We start from the raw sequence: 17,640 nt of genomic DNA, 5'->3' as shown, positions 1-17,640 counted from the left end.
CAGTAATCTTCGGTCAACACTCAATAACCCTGTTCGGCGACAGCCTTGGCCGCGGTGATCAGGCACTGGGTCAATTCCGGTGAAGAGAATTTGGTCAGTACCGCGTTCGCCCCCGCCAGTCGTGCTTTCTCGGCGTTCATCGCACTGTCCAGCGAGGTGTGCAGCAGTACATAAAGATGCGCGAAATCCGGAGTTTCCCGCAGGGTACGGGTGAAGGCGTAGCCGTCCATCTCCGACATTTCGATGTCCGAGACGATCAGGTTGATCTGTTGTGCGGTGCCTTGCAGGTCCAGCAGGCAATCGATGGCTTCCTTGGCGCTGCGGGCCGTACGGCATTGCAGGCCGAGGTTGCGCAGGGTGTGCACCGATTGCTGCAAGGCCACCTGGCTGTCATCGACCACCAGGATGCGCGCGTTGCCGAGCAGTTCGGCGTCTTCCATGCTCAGCTCGGTCGGCGCCATTTCGATTTGTGCCGGGGCGATGCCGTGGATGACTTTTTCGATGTCCAGCACTTGCACCAGGGTGCCATCGACCGACGTCACGCCGGTGATGTAGGCGCGCGAACCACCGGAGCCGAAGGGCGGCGGGCGGATGTCGGTGGTCAGGCAATGGACGATCTTGCTCACGGCCTGCACGTGCAGGCCCTGCTTGGAGCGGCTGACGTCGGTGACGATCAGGCAGCCGCCGTTCGGGTCTTCCAGCGGACGTTCGCCAATGGCACGGCTGAGGTCGATCACCGACAGCGAGGCACCGCGCAGGCTGGCGATGCCTTTGACGTGGGGGTGCGACTCCGGCAGTTTGGTCAGCGGCGGGCAGGGAATGATTTCACTGACCTTGAGCAGGTTGATCGCCATCAGCTTGCCGCTGCGCAAGGTAAACAGCAGAAGCGAAAGTGAGTCTGCGCGGGCTTTGGTGGAGGACATAGGAACCTTCTCTGGAAAAAGGTGACGGGCAATCCCGGGATCGCCAATGACTTCGATGCCGGGTTATCGACTTGTTTGGGGCAGGCTTTAACAATTGCGGTGAACAGTAGGACGCCATCGCGAGCAAGCTCGCTCCCACATTAGATCGTCGTCGTTCACACATCCTGTGGGAGCGAGCTTGCTCCGGGCGGCGTTCCGACGATGGGGCCATCACTTCATCCCCAACCTTTTAGCCATCCGCCCCAGGTTCGCCCGATCCAGGCCTAACTCACGGGCCGCGCTTGCCCAGTTGTTGTTATGCCGCTCCAGGCAGGCACCGATCAATTGACGCTGATAATGCTCGGTGGCCTCGCGCAAGTCGCCGGTGACCGCTTGCGTGATGGCGGCGACGGGTTGCTCGGCAGCGGTTTCAACGCTGGCATTGGGCAAGTCCAGGTCGGCTGCGCTCAAGCTGAGAATCTTCGGCCGTTCCTTGCAGTTGCCCAAGGCTTTCAAGGCGCTGCGGCCGATCAAGTGTTCAAGCTCGCGCACGTTGCCGGGCCAGTCGTAGGCCAATAGCGCGGCCTGGGCGTCGCTGTTCAGGCGCAGACTGTTGAGGCCCATGCGCGAGCGGTTCTGCTCCAGGAAGTAACCGCTGAGCAGCAGCACATCGCGTCCGCGATCGCGCAGGGCCGGCACCAGCAGCGGATAAACGCTGAGGCGATGGTAGAAGTCGGCGCGGTAACGGCCGCTGCGCACTTCTTCGGCGAGGTCGCGGTTGGTCGCCGCGATCAGGCGCACGTCGACCTGATGCTCCTTGTCCGAGCCCAGTCGCTGCAGTTGACCGCTCTGCAACACGCGCAGCAACTTGGCCTGCACGGTCAGCGACAACTCACCGACTTCATCGAGAAACAGCGTGCCGCCGTTGGCCAGTTCGAACTTGCCACGGCGGTCGTTCAGCGCACCGGTAAAAGCACCGCGGACATGGCCGAACAATTCGCTTTCCACCAGTGTGTCGGGCAACGCGGCGCAGTTGAGGCTGATGATCGGTTTGTCGGAGCGGGGCGAGGCGGCATGGATGGCCTGGGCCACCAACTCCTTGCCGACCCCGGTTTCGCCGGTGATCAACACGGTCAGGTCGCTGCCGCCCACCAGACTGATTTCTTCGGCCAGACGCTTGTGGGCCTTGCTTTGGCCGATCATCTCGCGAGTCTGCTGGCCGCTGGCCTGGCGGTAGACCTCGGCGCGCTGATGCTCGTCTTCGACCCGGTTGTTCAAGCGCTCGATGCGCTCGGCGGCGTTGACTGTGGCGGCCGCGAGGCTGGCGAAGGCTTGCAGGGCATCCAGCTCGATCGGTTCGAAGCGCTCCGGATCGAGGGCGTCGAGGGTCAGCAGGCCCCATGGGCGCTCGTCGATGAATAACGGGCAACCCATGCAGTCATGAACTTCCAGATGATCATCCAGGCCATCGACCAGGCCGTCATAGGGGTCAGGCAAGTCGCTGTCGGCAGCGAAACGGGTCGGGCCTGGGCCGCTGAGCAGCGCTTGGAAACGCGGGTGCTCGCTGACCTTGAAGCGCCGACCGAGGGTATCGGTACTCAAGCCGTCGACCGCCAGCGGCACCAGCCATTCACCGTCGAGACGCAGCAGAGCGGCGGCGTCGCATGGCAGCAGGGCGCGCATGGCTTCCAGCAGGCGGCGATAACGCTCGCCCTCGGGCAGTTCGCGGGACAGGTCGGAGACCAGGGGCAGCAGGGCGGTGAGCAGGGGTTTTGCAGTCATAGTGACTCCGTGTAGTCGGTATGACTATAAGTCAGGCAGTGTCTAAATGACTATTAAGTTATTAACTTATTGATTTATAAAGACTAAGTAGTTGGCATGGAAACTGATAGGCATAGGGTAATCCGTTAGCAATCCAAGAAGACCAGGAGTCACTTTATGCTGAGCGTTCAAGATCGTGCCATCGTCAAATCCACCGTGCCACTGCTCGAAAGCGGTGGTGAAGCGCTGATCACACACTTCTACCGCATGATGCTCTCCGAATACCCGGAAGTCCGCCCACTGTTCAACCAGGCCCACCAGGCCAGTGGTGATCAGCCGCGAGCCCTGGCCAACGGCGTATTGATGTATGCGCGCCATATCGACCAACTCGACCAGTTGGGCGACCTGGTGGCCAAGATCATCAACAAGCACGTGGCCCTGCAGATTCTGCCGGAGCACTACCCGATTGTCGGCAGCTGCCTGCTGCGGGCCATTGCCGAAGTATTGGGCGAAGAGATCGCCACCCCGGAAGTGATCGCGGCCTGGGGTGCGGCCTACGGGCAACTGGCGGACATCCTGATCGGTGCCGAAACCAGCATCTACGACCAGAAGGAACAGGCACCGGGCGGCTGGCGCGGGGCGCGGGAATTCATCGTGGCCGGCAAGGTCGAGGAGAGCACCGAGATCACCTCGTTCTACTTTGAACCTGCAGACAAAGGCCCGATCCTGGAGGCAGAACCCGGCCAGTACATCGGCATGAAACTGATCCTCGACGGTGAAGAGATCCGTCGTAACTACTCGCTGTCAGCGCTGGCGAACAAAGGCCAGTACCGCATCAGCGTCAAGCGTGAAGCCGGTGGCCGCGCTTCCAACTACTTGCATGACCAGTTGCATGTCGGCGCCAGCATCCAGTTGTTCCCGCCATCGGGCGAGTTCACCCTGACCGCCAGCGACAAACCTCTGGTGCTGATCAGCGGCGGCGTCGGCATTACCCCGACCCTGGCGATGCTCGAAGCTGCGCTGGAAACTCAGCGGCCGGTGCATTTCATCCACTGCGCGCGCAACGGCAGCGTCCATGCCTTCCGCGACTGGATCGATGGCCTGGCCGAGCGTCACCCGCAGCTCAAGCGCTTCTACTGCTACGCCGAAGATGACGGCGTGAGCCCGGCGGCGCACAAGGTCGGTTTGTTGAGCCAGCAGCAGTTGCATGCATGGCTGCCGGAGCAGCGTGACCTGGATGTTTACTTCCTGGGGCCGAAAGGTTTCATGGCGTCCATCAAGCGTCACCTCAAAGCCCTGGGCGTGCCGGAGAAGCAAAGCCGTTACGAGTTCTTCGGGCCGGCTGCGGCACTGGAGTAACCCCTAATAAAGATCGCAGCCTTCGGCAGCTCCTACAGGATGCAATCCATTCCGATGTAGGAGCTGCCGGAGGCTGCGATCTTTTGATCTTTCTGGTTAAAAGTTAATCCCTCCTTAACCGTCCTGTCGTCTATTCCCTGCGACATCCCCCTTGCTACGCGCCAGCTCTCAAAGATCAGGCCAGCGTGTAGACTGGCGGGCAATCGAAATTTTCAAGGGAAACGCGATGAGCGATGAATCCATGCGGTTGGGGCGTGAACGGCGCTACCTGGTGTTGTTGGGCATCATTTGCCTGGCGCTGATCGGCGGCGCGCTGTACATGCAAATTGTTCTGGGCGAGGCCCCTTGCCCGCTGTGCATCCTGCAGCGTTATGCGTTGCTGCTGATCGCGATCTTCGCCTTCATCGGCGCCGCCATGCGCGCCCGTCGCAGCATCACGGTGTTCGAAACCCTGGTGGTGATCTGCGCACTGGCAGGCGTCGGCGTTGCCGGGCATCACGTCTATACGCAGTTCTATCCGGCGGTCAGTTGCGGCATCGATGTGCTGCAACCGATTGTGGATGACTTGCCGCTGGCGAAGATCTTTCCGCTGGGTTTCCAGGTCGATGGTTTCTGCTCCACGCCATACCCGCCGATCCTCGGTCTGTCGTTGGCACAGTGGGCGTTGGTCGCCTTCGTGCTGATTGTGGTGCTGGTGCCTTTGCTCACGTCGCGTAACCGCAAAGCGCTGCGCTGAGGTCATCTGTCGGCAGGAATTGTCGGACAAAAAAGCCCCGGTCCTTGAAGAGAGGACCGGGGCTTTTTTGTCTTGCTCAGCGCATTTCAGAGGCCGGGTAAAAAGACCGTGATGTGCGACAGCCAAGGGTGCGACACATGTGCGACATGTTGTCACAGAGTCAGTGTCGCAGGGCGTTCGAAGAGGCCGGATTGGTACATGGAAACGTAACGAAATTGGGCTGTTTTGCAGGCTTGCGGTTTTTTCCATTGCGAACGCGAGCAGGCAGTTTTAACAGGGTCTGGCGAATGGCCGAAGCCCCCGTCATATCGGGCTCCGGGCAAGGTAAAGGGCAGTGAAGAGGGGGCCGATACTGTCTGAACTGTGGGTGGAAGACCTACTTATTGTGGTGTTTTTGTTGAGAATTAATTTCGATAAGATGCGCCACTTTTGCGAAAACGGTTAATGATTGTTGCCGGTTCGGATAAAAATTATTTCGGGATGAGACATGGTTTATACAACGTTACATATCTACAATCGCCCGCACTGAATCCCCGGCACTGCTCAAATCTTAACCAGACGTGAGCAGAAACAGGGTGTCGAGAGGTCTGGTGGCTTCATGCGATGCCCAGGTGTCGGAGCCTCCAACTACCCGCACCAAATGGAATTGGTCTGTAACAAGGCCTTTGACCACGAATTCGAATAAGAACTCACCGCAGGCCCGGGATTTGTCGTACAGCGTCTGACGCACGACGGGCATGCCCTTATTCAATCCAAGAAAAATGCCAACCCTTGGCAGGGTGAAGTGTTGGCGATCAAAACCCAACTGCATTGCGCAAGCTGCTTTAGAGGTCGTGAGATGAGTAAAAACAGGTACCCCAGACTACTAGGCTTATTGCCGCTGATCGGCACGTTGTTGCTGTCAGGCTGCAACATGACCTTGCTCAATCCCAAGGGCCAGGTTGGTCTGGACGAGCGAAACCTGATCATCACCGCAACGCTGCTGATGCTGTTGGTCGTGGTGCCGGTCATCGTCATGACCTTCCTGTTCGCCTGGAAATACCGCGCGTCCAACACCAACGCCACCTACACCCCGAAATGGAACCACTCCACCAAGATCGAGATTGCGGTGTGGGCTGTTCCAGTGCTGATCATCATTGCCCTGGGTTACGTCACCTACAAGTCGACCCACGCACTGGATCCGTACAAGCCGCTGGAATCCGACGTCAAGCCTGTGACCATCGAAGTGGTCGCGCTGGACTGGAAGTGGCTGTTCATCTACCCGGAACAAGGCATCGCCACGGTCAACAAGATCGTGTTCCCGGCGCACACCCCAGTCAACTTCAAGATCACTTCCGACGCCGTGATGAACTCGTTCTTCATCCCAGCTCTGGGTGGCCAGATCTACGCAATGGCGGGCATGCAGACCAAGCTGCACCTGATCGCCAACGAGAACGCTGAAATGGACGGTATCTCCGCCAACTACAGCGGCGCGGGTTTCACCGGTATGAAATTCAAAGCGATCGCAACTTCCCAGGAAGATTTCGACGCCTGGGTAAGTGAAGTCAAAAAGGCACCTAAACAGCTTGAACAAGCTGAATACGCAGCCCTTTCCAAGCCAAGCCAGAACAACCCAGTCGAGCTCTACTCCTCGGTTACCCCAGGCATGTTCCAGGCCATCGTCGACAAGTACGAAGGCATGAAACCGGGTCCTAAGGTCAAGCACGAGAAAGCAGAGAAAGAAGTGGCCCAAATGGAAGGGATGGACATGAGTTCGCATTCAGCTGCCGGGGCAGAGGAGTAAACGATGTTTGGTAAATTAAGTTGGGAAGCGATCCCGTTCCACGAACCGATCGTGATGATTACCATCTCCATGATCGCGCTCGGTGGTCTGGCGCTGTTCGCTGCAATCACCTACTTCAAGAAGTGGACCTACCTGTGGACCGAGTGGCTGACGTCGGTCGACCACAAGAAAATCGGCGTGATGTACATCATCGTCGCCATGGTCATGCTGCTGCGCGGCTTTGCCGACGCCATCATGATGCGTACCCAGCTGGCCATGGCCACCGAGGGTTCGCCTGGCTACCTGCCACCTGAACACTATGACCAGATCTTCACCGCTCACGGTGTGATCATGATCATCTTCATGGCGATGCCATTCTTCACCGGCCTGATGAACCTTGCAGTGCCGCTGCAGATCGGCGCGCGTGACGTTGCCTACCCGTTCCTGAACTCCCTGAGCTTCTGGCTGCTGGTTTCCGGCGTGGTGCTGATCAACCTGTCCCTGGGCGTCGGCGAATTCGCCAAGACCGGCTGGGTTGCCTATCCGCCGCTGTCGGGCCTGCAATACAGCCCTGGCGTGGGGATGGACTACTACATCTGGGCGCTACAGCTATCGGGCCTGGGGACAACGCTGACGGGGGTCAACTTCCTGGCCACCGTGCTGAAAATGCGTACCCCTGGCATGAAGCTGATGGACATGCCGATCTTCACCTGGACCTGCACCTGGGCCAACGTCCTGATCGTGGCTTCGTTCCCGATCCTGACCGCTACCCTGGCACTGCTGACGCTTGACCGTTACATGGATTTCCACATTTTCACCAATGAACTTGGTGGCAATCCGATGATGTACGTGAACCTGTTCTGGGCGTGGGGTCACCCTGAGGTGTACATCCTGATCCTGCCAGCGTTCGGTATCTTCTCCGAAGTCATCTCGACCTTCACCGGCAAGAAACTGTTCGGCCACCACTCGATGGTCTACGCATCGGGCGCAATCTCGATCCTGGGCTTCATGGTTTGGCTGCACCACTTCTTCACCATGGGTTCGGGTGCCAGCGTCAACGCCTTCTTCGGTCTGGCGACGATGCTGATTTCCATCCCGACGGGTGTGAAGCTGTTCAACTGGCTGTTCACCATCTACCAGGGCCGTCTGCGTTTCACCAGCCAGGTGCTGTGGACCCTGGGCTTCATGGTGACCTTCGCCATCGGCGGCATGACCGGCGTACTGCTGGCCATCCCGGGTGCTGACTTCGTTCTGCACAACAGCCTGTTCGTGATCGCGCACTTCCATAACGTGATCATCGGCGGTGCGGTCTTCGGTTACATCGCCGGTTTCGGTTTCTACTTCCCTAAAGCGTTCGGCTTCAAGCTGCACGAAGGTTGGGGCAAGGCAGCATTCTGGTTCTGGATCTCCGGCTTCTTCGTCGCGTTCATGCCGCTCTATGCACTGGGCTTCATGGGCATGACCCGTCGTCTGAACGCCACCACCAACCCTGAGTGGGTGCCGTACCTGTACGTTGCCATGTTCGGTGCGGTGATGATCGCCGTAGGTATCGCTTGCCAGCTGATCCAGCTGTACGTCAGCGTGCGTGACCGCAACAAACCGGAAAACATGTGCGAACACGGCGATCCGTGGAATGCACACACCCTGGAATGGTCGACCTCGTCGCCACCTCCGTTCTACAACTTCGCCGTGCTGCCAAAAGCCGACGTTGTCGACCCGTTCACCGAAGCCAAGGAAAACGGCACCGCGTACAAGGCCCCGGCCAGGTACGAACCGATCCACATGCCAAACAACACCGCGACCGGTGTGGTCATGGGTGCTCTGTTGACCGTGTTCGGTTTCGCGATGATCTGGCACATCTGGTGGCTGGCAATCGCTGGCCTGGCCGGCACCGTGATCTACTTCGTGATCCACGCGGCCCGTGATGATCAAGGCTATATGGTGCCGGTCGACGTGATCGAGCGCATCGAAGCCGAGCAGCACAAGCGTCTGGTAGCGGCAGGGAAAATCCCGGCCACCGCCACCCGTGTTGAAACCTCGTTGGAACAGGCTTAAACCATGTCGAACTTAGTGACCAATGCTGGACACACCCATGTCGATGGACATGGGCATGATGACCATCACCACGACTCGGGCGAGATGACCGTATTCGGTTTCTGGCTCTACCTGATGACCGACTGCATTCTGTTTGCGTCGATCTTCGCGGCGTACGCGGTACTGGTTAACAACGTAGCGGGTGGCCCGTCGGGCCACGACATCTTCGAACTGCCATACGTACTGGGCGAAACCGCTCTGCTGCTGTTCAGTTCGATCACCTACGGCTTCGCCATGCTGGCGTTCTTCCGGGGTAACAAGAAGCAGGTCCTGGGCTGGCTGGCCATGACCTTCGTGTTCGGTGCCGGCTTCATCGGCATGGAGATCAACGAGTTCCACATGCTGATCTCCGAGGGCTACGGCCCTAGCCGTTCCGGCTTCCTGTCCGGGTTCTTCACCCTGGTCGGCACCCACGGTCTGCACGTGACCAGCGGTCTGATCTGGATGGCGATCATGATGTATCAGGTGCAGAAAAACGGCCTGACGGCGACCAACAAGACCCGTCTGAGCTGCCTGAGCCTGTTCTGGCACTTCCTGGACGTCGTGTGGATCTGCGTATTCACCGTTGTTTATCTGATGGGGACTATGTAAATGGCTAACGCAGCTCATTCCCAAAATGGCCATGACAGCCACGACGCCRGTCACGGCAGCGTCAAGTCCTACGGCATCGGTTTCATCCTGTCGGTGATCCTGACCCTGATTCCGTTCGGTCTGGTGATGTACCCGACGCTGCCGAAGTCGATCACCCTGATGATCGTCGTCGCGTTCGCAGTCATCCAGGTGCTGGTGCACCTGGTGTACTTCCTGCACCTGGACCGTTCGGCCGCGCAGCGTAACAACGTGATTGCGTTTGTCTTTGCCGCGATCGTGATTGTCCTGCTGGTTGGCTTGTCGCTGTGGATCATGTTCAGCATCCACACGTTCATGATGGCGAAGTGAGGTAGATCCGCATGTCCCTTAAGCACTTTATCCAAATCACCAAACCGGGGATCATTTTCGGTAACGTGCTTTCTGTGGCAGGCGGATTTTTCCTGGCCTCCAAAGGGCATGTCGATCTGGCCATTTTCCTGGCCGCCATGATCGGCACGTCTCTGGTGGTTGCCTCCGGTTGCGTGTTCAACAACTGCATCGACCGCGACATCGACCTGAAGATGGAACGCACCAAGAACCGGGTGCTGGTCCAGGGCTTGATCTCCCTGAAACTGGCCCTGATCTATGCGACCGTCCTGGGTGTCGCCGGCGTTGCCCTGTTGTACAAGGTGGCCAACCCGTTGGCCGCGCTGTTCGCAGTCATCGGCTTCGTCATCTACGTCGGCTTCTACAGCCTGTACCTCAAGCGCAAGTCGGTTCACGGCACGCTGGTGGGCAGTCTGTCGGGCGCCATGCCGCCGGTGATTGGCTACGTCGCAGTCAGCAACACCTTCGACATGGCCGCGCTGACCCTGCTGGTGATGTTCAGCCTGTGGCAGATGCCGCATTCCTACGCCATCGCGATCTTCCGCTTCAACGATTACCTGGCCGCATCGATTCCGGTGCTGCCTGTGAAGCGCGGCATCCAGGTGGCCAAGAAGCACATCCTGCTCTACATCCTGGCCTTCCTCGTGGCGACCTTGATGCTGACCTTCAGCGGCTACGCCGGCATGAGCTACCTCGCCGTCGCCGCGGCCATGGGCATGTACTGGCTGTACATGGCCTGGACCGGCTACAAGGCAGTGGATGACACGGTCTGGGCACGCAAGCTGTTCGTGTTCTCGATCTTCACCATTACCGCGTTGAGCGTGATGATGTCCCTGGACTTCAAAGTGCCGAGCGAGTTGCTGTTGACGTACGCGCCGTAAGCGTCGGACATGCTTTAAAGAAAAGCCCCGCCTTCGAGAGAAGAGCGGGGCTTTTTGTTGGGGGTGATTCTGGTGGACCGTGTTGCCGCCATCGCGAGCAGGCTCACTCCTACATTGGATTGAGTGCACACCGATCTCTGTAGGAGTGAGCCTGCTCGCGATGGCCGCGACGCGGACTAACAGGCGAATTCGATATCTGTCCGCTTAAGAAAAAATTGAGAAAATCCCAAATTATTAAGATTTTCTTGGCCCACTTAAGAAAAAATGCGCGGTCAGACCCAATAAATGGGGTAAGGCGGATGGTTCCGAGGTCTTGGGGGGATTTGTCATTGGGTTTCCATCTCCTGTGTTTCGTCCGTTGCCGCCATCGCGACCAAGCTCGCTTACGATAGGGCGACCTGACCGGCAAAAATGCCTACGGATTTGCCTGAGCTTTCCCACGAGTTTTTCAGGTTGAGGGTCGGAAGTTGCCTATCTAGCCTCGGGATGCCGTTATTACAAGCATCCCAGAGGATCTACGATGGAACTGCCAGAGGTAATCACCCCGCGTGTTAATACGAATACAGCGTTGGGGCAAGCTTTGATTTCGATGTTCAAATCTGTCGAAGCGGAACTGGAGCTTGAGAACGCAGGACCAGGGGCGGTCAAAATTATTCTGTTCGGTGGCTGCGCTGTTCACCTTTATACCCATCATCGCGTTTCCACCGACGTCGATGCCGAGATTTATGAGGCTCATGTTCCCGAAGGTTTACACCTGCAAACCATGCTCGCAGAGATACCCGAACAGTTTGTTGATGAGCGATCCGGTCGCTTGATGGAGCTGAACTACGACCTGCAATACAACACCAGTTTTGGCCCAATTCATGAGGACTATTGGGAACGGAGCCTTCCCTTTACAGAGTTCCCGGTTGAGTCCCCGCTGTACGTTCATATCGCGGCACCTGTCGACATTGCCATTTCCAAGCTGGGCAGAGCGACCGATCAGGACATTGGTGATATCAAGGCACTTCTCAGGGCTGGTTTCATCCTGACTACCGAGTTTCGTCGACTGGCATTGCAGGCGATTGATGTATATGTTGGCAACAAGGAGTCACCAATCTCCGTCCTCACGAATATTTTGCATGATTATCTGGAGAGCACAGATGACGAAGCCCCATAGCGGCCACGTCCTCTCATCCGCCTTGGACACGCTGGTAAAAAGACCTTTGAATCAAGCGGATGACGCTGCCTTGGTGAGCGCCGCCAAAGCTGTCTGGTACTCGGATTCAAATCTTGAAAGCGAGATAAGCGTTTTTTTGAATCGTCATTCTGACGAAGTGGAGGTTCGGCGTGCTGGCTATCTGCTCGAGCGATTCACTCGATTTACTTGCTTATCCGATCTCCGGGTGTCGGAAACTCTCAATGTCCTCGAGCTTTTTGCACATTCGACTTGCGTGCAAGCCGTGATGCTACAAGCCGTCACGCCACTGCGTCGACGCCGTGATGAACTTGCTGTCTCTTGGGGGTTGAGTGAGGGCCTCGGCCTAAAAGCCCAAACCCTCATGCCTTTTCAGACCCGGCATTACGAAGCTGAGCAGCGCGCCATGTTTTCCTGAGCTTTGGTTGCAGCGAATAGGCTGCATCGTTTGGCCCAAAAGTTGAAACGGCTTGCAGCGCAAAAGCCCCTCCTTTCGAGAGAACGGTGGGGCTTTTTCATTTACGCGCGGTTGTTACACGGTGCATCGAGCACCTTCACCACGTCATCGATGATTGCCTTGCTCATGTCCTGCAAAAAATGTGATGCCCAGGCGTGTCGGTCGGAGTCGCGAACCATGGCGGCGTCTGAGGCGAGCAGTTTCGCGAGGTGGAGCAGGTCGGAGGCGTGGTAGAGGGCTTCGGTTACCGGGACGCCGGCATTGATGCGGAACAGGGGTTCGTTGGCGTGGTAGGAGAAGGGGGTGAGGCCGATGGTTTTGAGGTCTTGGGGATTGGTCATTGGGCTTCACCTCCTGTTGGGCTGGAGGTGGAAGGGTATGACTGGTGTAGCAGACGGATCGATAGTGTTCATTTGTAACTCCTGCATAAGTGAAGCTGTCCCGTTCGTTATCAGGCGAATGGGTGGCAGCTGTGCGCAGGCTGATAAACCGGAGATGCAGGACCCGGCAGACCCGAAGGTCTCCCACACACAGCCGCCATAACACGAATACTCAGGCGTAGAAAAACGCCAACCATCGTGGGGCGCAGCTGCGTGGCATCTTACCCGGGTTATCAGGCCCGGTCGCTGAATTGGCAGCGACCGGGCGAAGTTAGCTGGCAAGGATGAGGTCGGCAATCGTAGCGATCTGGTGGCCGGGGATCTCATTGGGCACCGCAATCCCTGTGGGAGCGGGCTTGCTCGCGAAGGCGGTGGGTCAGGCAATATTGATGCTGGATGTGACGGCCTCTTCGCGAGCAAGCCCGCTCCCACATTGGACTAGCGTCATCGCTGATATCGAGCATGACGCGGGCCCCTGTGGGAGCGAGCTTGCTCGCGATGGCGGCGTGTCAGGCAGCATCAATTTTGAATGTGACGGCCTCATCGCGAGCAAGCTCGCTCCCACAGGGTTGGGGGGCGTCGGTTATTTACTTTGTGTATCGAGCAAGCGGAAAAACCGCTCGCGCACCTGCAAACTGTCACTGTGAGCCACATTGAAGCGCAGGAACTGGCTGGCATCCGGCCCTTTGCTCAGCAAGGTGCCCGGCGCCAACACCATATTGTTCTCCAGCCCTTGGCGAGCCAGATTCTCGGCATGCAAGCCCTCCGGCAACCGCGCCCAGATAAACACACCTTCGCCGGGCAACGAGGAAAGCGAGCACCCAGCCTCCGCCAACCAACTCGCCACTCGGCTGTTCGATTCATACAACCGATCCACCGTGCGCCGCGCATGTTTGGCATAGCTGCCATCGCTGAGCATGGTGCACGTAATCTGCTCCGCCAGCTCCGACGTCACCCCGCCGCAGGCCATTTTCAGCGCGACCATGCGTGCCGCCAATTGCGGTGACAGTACGGTGTAGCTGACCCGGCTGTTGGCGGTCAGGGTCTTGGAGAAACCCGACACATAACTCACGTTGTCCAACCCACTGGCCGCCAGGCGCGGGGTGCGGCGTTGCTGGATGTCGCAGTACAGATCGTCTTCGACGATGTGGAAGCCATGGCGGTGGCTCAGTTCCAGCAAGCGGTAAACCTGGGCCGGGGTGAACGAGTGGCCGGTGGGGTTATGCAGCGTGCTGTTGGTCATGTACAGCACGGGTTTGTGGGCGATCAGCAGTTGCTCTAAGGCGTCGAGGTCCATGCCGTCGCAATCCCGGGCGATGGTAATGACTTTGGCCCCGTGTAGCGCCAGGTTGGCGTGCATGTTGAAGTAGCAGGGGTCGTCGAGCAGCACGGTGTCGCCGGGTTTGACCAGCAGGCGCATCAGCAGGTCGATGGCCTGCATGGTGTTGGCGGTAGTGATGATCTGGTCCACCGGCGCTTCGATGCCGAAGGTCGCCAGCTTGACCCGCAAGGCCTGGCGCAACGGCAGGTAACCGCCGGCCACGCCGTACTCGCCCATGCGCAATGACGTCGCTCGCAGGGTACTGCGCACGGCTTTCTGCAACTCTTCGGCGGGCAGCCACGAGGTCGGCAGAAAACCGCAGCCGGGGCGCAGCGCGCCGTTATCCAGCAGCAGTGCGCGGCGTACCACACTGAGGGTGTCCTGAGGTTGCAGGTCCGGACCGGTGCCACTTTTCAGTGCTGCTTCGGAGCGATGCACGTAATGCCCGGAGCCCTGGCGAGACACCACCAGCCCCTTGGCCCGCATGCGGTCCAGGGCATCGACCACCGTGGATTTGCCCACGTTCATCAAGTCGGAGAGTTCGCGAATCGGCGGCAGCTTGGCGCCGTGGGGCAGGCCACCCGTGCTGATCGCCTGGGTCAGTTGATCGACGATCTGCTGCACCAGCGGCACGCCGGGCTGGAATTCTATGGCGGCAATGACTGCACGTTGAACCTGCATTTTACTGGTCTCTCCGGCAGTAAAGTTCGTTGGATTCTATACGAACTTGCCCTGATCAGGACAAGCCTCTCTCTCTACCATGCCCTTACAGACTTTTCTGAATGTCGGCCTTTGTCGGCGGGCGTTCACCCGGTTCCTGAGGTGCTGCATGAGTGTCGAAACAACGGTCGCGGTGGCTAAACCGGTCATTAACCTGCGGTTATTCACGATCCGGATCATTACCGCTGTCTCGCTGTTCGCGGTGCTGGGCAAGGCCAACGTCTGGCTCGACACGGCCACCAACAGCATCCTGGCCCTTGGGTATCGCGCCTTGTTGTTGCTGTTGCCCCTGACTTTACTGGTGCTTGGCCGACGTTCCCTGAGCGTCACGCTGCTGTGTGCCGGCCTTGGCCTGGTGCTGCTGGCGCTGACCAGCCATCAAGGCATGGTGATGTTTGCTGCCGCGTTGTTTGCCTACGGCATTGCGATTGCCGGTTACCTGATCAAGAGCGAAGCGGCCCAGACCAAGGAAGGCGCGGCCTACAACCGCGTGGCCATGAACATGGGCAGCCTGGTGGCCGGTTTGATCCTGCTGTCGCCGCTTCTCACGCCTACGATGTTTTTCCTCGGCGCGGCGGCCTTCGTGTTGCTGTGCCTGCCGATCGCCCTCGGCGCAACCTTTACTTCCGAGCCGGTGGTAGCCCGCCCAGCCAGTCAGGTTGGCAGCAACTGGAGCAACAAACTGCCCTGGGTAATCGCCGGGATCATCATGGGTATCAAGCTGTTCGGGGTGTTCTCGATCCTGCCACAGGCGATCCTGCTCAAGACCGGCGAGCTGCCGGCCTGGTACGGCTTGATGCTGATCCTCAACAGCGCCGTGGTGGTGTTCGCCCAGGTGCCGGTGATGAAGCTGATCGAGCGCACCGGGCGCTTCAAGGTCGTGGCGGTGATCGGGATCATCGTCGGCGGCTTTGCCGTGCTGTCTTCGCCCGCCGCGTTCCACGTCGAAACCCTCGCCGGGGCGCTGGTCTGGGTGGCGCTGCTGTCCATCGCCGAGTGCGCCTTCAGCTACCTCGATTACTTCTCGGTCAAGCAAAACAACATGTTCGTCAAGGAAGTGTCCCTGGGGGTGGGGGCCGGGCTGACCGTGTTGATCATGCGGGTGGTGCCGGCGCCGTACAACGCGCTGGTGCTGGCCGCCATCGGCGCCGGCGGGATCCTGGCCTGGTACTGGCTCAATCGTAAATCCAATGCGTCGTTGCATGACTGAGTCATCGCCGTTGCGGTTTTCACTTTGCAGGTCGGGGGCATTATGAATACGACTTCATGCGTAGTAGTGGTCGGTTACAACGGCAATCGGGTTCACGACATCCAGAAACTGCGCGAGCTGTGCAAGTCGCTCTACGACGCCAGGCTCATCCTGCTGGTCGAGAAAATTCAGCTCCATGACGACCAGGTGGCCGATCACGTTTGCAGCACTTCGCTGGCCGAGAAAGACGTGGCGGCGTCCCTTGAACTGGTGGTGGGGTGCCTGAATGCCGATAGCTGGAAACTGATCGGCGTGCTGCCGTTTTCCGATCGCGGCGTACTGCTCGGTGCCGCGCTGGCCACTCACTTCGGCCTGCCGGGCATTACCCCAGGCGAAGCGCGGGCGGGCCTGGACAAGCAGATCTTCCGTCGGCTCGAAGCGGCGGCCAGCACCTCTCCCCGAGAATACCGACCGGTGTTTTCCGCGCGGGTCGAAAGCCTGCCGGAACTGCGCCAACGCGTTGTCGAACTGGGCGGCAAGGCCTTCATCAAACCGGCCTGCGAAGGCGCGAGCCGAGGCTGTCGCGTCATCCATCACCCTTCGGAATGCGATGACGCCTGGCTCGCACTGAAGCCCTACCGCGAAGGCGGCATCGTCCTTGAAGCACTGGTGCAGAACGCCCGCGAATACAGCTGGGACTACGTGGCCGGCAGCACTTGGGTGACTGAAAAAACCACCACCGAAGGCGCCTACCGCGCAGAGATCCAGCAAGTCGTCCCCGCACCGCTTTCGGCTGAGGTACAGGCGCGTTTGATGGCAGCCGGTCGGCATATGTCGGCATTGGTATCCCAGGACAATGGTGCCTGGCACAACGAAGTGTTCCTGCGCAGCGACAACCTGACCTGCGCCGTGGAAACCAACATGCGCCCCGGCGGCATGCACATCTGGGATCTGGCCAAACGCGCCTTCGTCAATTTCGATCCGTGGGAACGCTGGGTGCGCTGGGCGGTGGAAGGCAAGACCGAACAGCACGAGCCAGTGGCTCGCGGCTTCTGCGGCATTCGCCTGCTCAGGGCGCCGGATGGCGGCATCTTGCGCGCGACGCCCGACATCGAGGCCCTGGCCCGCGCATTGCGTATCGATCTGGTGGAGGGCCAGTACGCCAAGCGAATCGGCGACTCGGTCAGCGCGTTAGTGAAAGACAACTTCTCATTCATCGGCCACATCGTGTTGTTCAACGAACACTACGGGCAACTGAGCAACGACCTGTTGCGTCTGGCCGAGGCGATTGAGTCACGCATTGAGGTGACTTGCCTGGCACCGGCTACCCGCGCCGTGTGTTGAGCCTGCAAGCACCCGTTTTTTGCACTACTGATTAAGAGGGTTCGATCAATGATCCAGCACATGACCTGCGATGAACGCTTCATCGCCCTGGCCAAAGAGTTTGGCTACGACATCTACGGCGAAAACACCGCAGGCGGGCATTATGCGCCGCTGATCCGTCATCACGATGAGCTGTACATCAGCGGTCTGGTGCCGCGCATGAACGGCAAGATCCATTACCCCGGTCGCGTCGGCCTGGACCTCAGCTTGGCCGATGCGCAAGCGGCGGCCAGCATCAGTGCGATGCGCGGGCTGGCCTTGATCGTCGATGCCATTGGTTCGCTGGACAAGATCAAGTCATTGATCCGGGTAACGGTCTATGTGAAGTCCACGGCGGATTTTGTTGATTTGAGCGAAGTGGCCAACGGCGCCTCGGATGTGTTCAGCCATGTGCTGGGCGATGCCGGTAAACATACCCGCACCACCGTAGGTGTTTACCAGTTACCCAAGAATGCCGCGATAGAAGTGGACATGATTGCCGCCTTGCGCCCATCGGTTTTGTAAAATGTTTCCCAGCTTTACAGCGCTGAATCGTTAACTTAAGGTTTGGCGCTAAAGTAT

17 protein-coding genes are annotated in these 17,640 nt (G+C 58.8%); 12 read left to right on the top strand and 5 right to left on the bottom strand.

The window, feature by feature from the left end; translation table 11 throughout:
• Window positions 1-20 precede the first annotated feature (20 nt).
• Both AC1DXW_RS10950 and norR read right to left on the bottom strand, forming a co-directional pair.
• The gene (locus AC1DXW_RS10950; protein ID WP_477752920.1) at window positions 21-923 is read right to left on the bottom strand and encodes a chemotaxis protein CheW; all 903 of its coding nucleotides are present in this window, start codon (window positions 921-923) and stop codon (window positions 21-23) included.
• 210 nt (window positions 924-1,133) lie between these two features.
• A complete protein-coding gene (gene norR / locus AC1DXW_RS10945) occupies window positions 1,134-2,684 on the bottom strand; it encodes a nitric oxide reductase transcriptional regulator NorR (RefSeq protein ID WP_477752919.1) in 1,551 nt (516 codons plus the stop codon).
• Between the two features lie 156 nt (window positions 2,685-2,840).
• Here norR and hmpA point away from each other — a divergent pair, with 156 nt between their 5' ends.
• Window positions 2,841-4,022, top strand: a complete 1,182-nt coding sequence (gene hmpA, locus AC1DXW_RS10940; protein ID WP_477760004.1) for an NO-inducible flavohemoprotein — start codon at window positions 2,841-2,843, stop codon at window positions 4,020-4,022.
• 226 nt (window positions 4,023-4,248) lie between these two features.
• Window positions 4,249-4,758, top strand: a complete 510-nt coding sequence (locus AC1DXW_RS10935; RefSeq protein WP_477755603.1) for a disulfide bond formation protein B — start codon at window positions 4,249-4,251, stop codon at window positions 4,756-4,758.
• Window positions 4,759-5,308: 550 nt separating this feature from the next.
• Here the strand turns inward: AC1DXW_RS10935 and AC1DXW_RS10930 are convergent.
• Window positions 5,309-5,569 carry a hypothetical protein gene (locus AC1DXW_RS10930; protein WP_218480045.1) on the bottom strand — a complete coding sequence of 87 codons (261 nt, stop codon included), beginning with the start codon at window positions 5,567-5,569 and terminating at the stop codon, window positions 5,309-5,311.
• 27 nt (window positions 5,570-5,596) lie between these two features.
• Between AC1DXW_RS10930 and cyoA the strand changes: the two genes are divergently transcribed.
• The 7 genes from cyoA (at window position 5,597) to AC1DXW_RS10895 (ending at window position 12,047) form a co-directional block, all read left to right on the top strand.
• Window positions 5,597-6,541, top strand: a complete 945-nt coding sequence (cyoA, locus tag AC1DXW_RS10925) for a ubiquinol oxidase subunit II (RefSeq protein WP_115948065.1) — start codon at window positions 5,597-5,599, stop codon at window positions 6,539-6,541.
• Window positions 6,542-6,544: 3 nt separating this feature from the next.
• Complete coding sequence (gene cyoB, locus AC1DXW_RS10920; protein ID WP_477760003.1) at window positions 6,545-8,575, top strand: cytochrome o ubiquinol oxidase subunit I; 2,031 nt, start codon at window positions 6,545-6,547, stop codon at window positions 8,573-8,575.
• 3 nt (window positions 8,576-8,578) lie between these two features.
• A complete protein-coding gene (locus tag AC1DXW_RS10915) occupies window positions 8,579-9,205 on the top strand; it encodes a cytochrome o ubiquinol oxidase subunit III (RefSeq protein WP_046040171.1) in 627 nt (208 codons plus the stop codon).
• Window positions 9,206-9,553, top strand: coding sequence for a cytochrome o ubiquinol oxidase subunit IV (cyoD, locus tag AC1DXW_RS10910; protein WP_477760002.1), 348 nt, complete (start codon window positions 9,206-9,208; stop codon window positions 9,551-9,553). It begins immediately after the preceding gene.
• A gap of 11 nt (window positions 9,554-9,564) precedes the next feature.
• Entirely contained in the window at window positions 9,565-10,452 is an 888-nt protein-coding gene (cyoE, locus tag AC1DXW_RS10905) for a heme o synthase (protein ID WP_477755605.1), read from the top strand.
• Between the two features lie 520 nt (window positions 10,453-10,972).
• Window positions 10,973-11,611, top strand: coding sequence for a DUF6036 family nucleotidyltransferase (locus AC1DXW_RS10900; protein WP_477755606.1), 639 nt, complete (start codon window positions 10,973-10,975; stop codon window positions 11,609-11,611).
• Window positions 11,595-12,047, top strand: a complete 453-nt coding sequence (locus AC1DXW_RS10895) for a hypothetical protein (protein WP_477755607.1) — start codon at window positions 11,595-11,597, stop codon at window positions 12,045-12,047. The genes AC1DXW_RS10900 and AC1DXW_RS10895 overlap by 17 nt, the downstream gene beginning before the upstream one ends.
• A gap of 101 nt (window positions 12,048-12,148) precedes the next feature.
• Here AC1DXW_RS10895 and AC1DXW_RS10890 read toward each other — a convergent pair whose 3' ends face one another.
• Both AC1DXW_RS10890 and AC1DXW_RS10885 read right to left on the bottom strand, forming a co-directional pair.
• On the bottom strand, window positions 12,149-12,427 hold the full coding sequence (locus AC1DXW_RS10890; RefSeq protein WP_477755608.1) for a DUF3077 domain-containing protein: 279 nt from the start codon (window positions 12,425-12,427) through the stop codon (window positions 12,149-12,151).
• 622 nt (window positions 12,428-13,049) lie between these two features.
• Entirely contained in the window at window positions 13,050-14,468 is a 1,419-nt protein-coding gene (locus AC1DXW_RS10885) for an aminotransferase-like domain-containing protein (RefSeq protein ID WP_477753556.1), read from the bottom strand.
• 148 nt (window positions 14,469-14,616) lie between these two features.
• Between AC1DXW_RS10885 and AC1DXW_RS10880 the strand changes: the two genes are divergently transcribed.
• The 3 genes from AC1DXW_RS10880 to AC1DXW_RS10870 are packed head-to-tail and all read left to right on the top strand — an operon-like array spanning window position 14,617 to window position 17,583.
• Window positions 14,617-15,717 carry a hypothetical protein gene (locus tag AC1DXW_RS10880; protein ID WP_477753555.1) on the top strand — a complete coding sequence of 367 codons (1,101 nt, stop codon included), beginning with the start codon at window positions 14,617-14,619 and terminating at the stop codon, window positions 15,715-15,717.
• 42 nt (window positions 15,718-15,759) lie between these two features.
• On the top strand, window positions 15,760-17,040 hold the full coding sequence (locus tag AC1DXW_RS10875; RefSeq protein WP_477753554.1) for an ATP-grasp domain-containing protein: 1,281 nt from the start codon (window positions 15,760-15,762) through the stop codon (window positions 17,038-17,040).
• A gap of 48 nt (window positions 17,041-17,088) precedes the next feature.
• A complete protein-coding gene (locus tag AC1DXW_RS10870) occupies window positions 17,089-17,583 on the top strand; it encodes a RidA family protein (protein WP_150727357.1) in 495 nt (164 codons plus the stop codon).
• Window positions 17,584-17,640: the final 57 nt, after the last annotated feature.

The organism is Pseudomonas sp. P4_C4, from assembly GCF_056402055.1.
This window is presented reverse-complemented; position numbering and strand designations above follow the sequence as displayed.

Excerpts from the sequence above, each read along its gene's own strand:
- AC1DXW_RS10880 (WP_477753555.1), top strand. The coding sequence starts at position 14,617 with ATGAGTGTCGAAACAACGGTCGCGGTGGCTAAACCGGTCATTAACCTG.
- hmpA (WP_477760004.1), top strand. The coding sequence starts at position 2,841 with ATGCTGAGCGTTCAAGATCGTGCCATCGTCAAATCCACCGTGCCACTG.
- AC1DXW_RS10885 (WP_477753556.1), bottom strand. The coding sequence starts at position 14,468 with ATGCAGGTTCAACGTGCAGTCATTGCCGCCATAGAATTCCAGCCCGGC.
- AC1DXW_RS10895 (WP_477755607.1), top strand. The coding sequence starts at position 11,595 with ATGACGAAGCCCCATAGCGGCCACGTCCTCTCATCCGCCTTGGACACG.
- AC1DXW_RS10900 (WP_477755606.1), top strand. The coding sequence starts at position 10,973 with ATGGAACTGCCAGAGGTAATCACCCCGCGTGTTAATACGAATACAGCG.
- AC1DXW_RS10890 (WP_477755608.1), bottom strand. The coding sequence starts at position 12,427 with ATGACCAATCCCCAAGACCTCAAAACCATCGGCCTCACCCCCTTCTCC.
- AC1DXW_RS10915 (WP_046040171.1), top strand. The coding sequence starts at position 8,579 with ATGTCGAACTTAGTGACCAATGCTGGACACACCCATGTCGATGGACAT.
- AC1DXW_RS10870 (WP_150727357.1), top strand. The coding sequence starts at position 17,089 with ATGATCCAGCACATGACCTGCGATGAACGCTTCATCGCCCTGGCCAAA.
- AC1DXW_RS10930 (WP_218480045.1), bottom strand. The coding sequence starts at position 5,569 with ATGCAGTTGGGTTTTGATCGCCAACACTTCACCCTGCCAAGGGTTGGC.
- cyoB (WP_477760003.1), top strand. The coding sequence starts at position 6,545 with ATGTTTGGTAAATTAAGTTGGGAAGCGATCCCGTTCCACGAACCGATC.
- cyoE (WP_477755605.1), top strand. The coding sequence starts at position 9,565 with ATGTCCCTTAAGCACTTTATCCAAATCACCAAACCGGGGATCATTTTC.
- cyoA (WP_115948065.1), top strand. The coding sequence starts at position 5,597 with ATGAGTAAAAACAGGTACCCCAGACTACTAGGCTTATTGCCGCTGATC.
- AC1DXW_RS10935 (WP_477755603.1), top strand. The coding sequence starts at position 4,249 with ATGAGCGATGAATCCATGCGGTTGGGGCGTGAACGGCGCTACCTGGTG.
- norR (WP_477752919.1), bottom strand. The coding sequence starts at position 2,684 with ATGACTGCAAAACCCCTGCTCACCGCCCTGCTGCCCCTGGTCTCCGAC.
- AC1DXW_RS10875 (WP_477753554.1), top strand. The coding sequence starts at position 15,760 with ATGAATACGACTTCATGCGTAGTAGTGGTCGGTTACAACGGCAATCGG.
- AC1DXW_RS10950 (WP_477752920.1), bottom strand. The coding sequence starts at position 923 with ATGTCCTCCACCAAAGCCCGCGCAGACTCACTTTCGCTTCTGCTGTTT.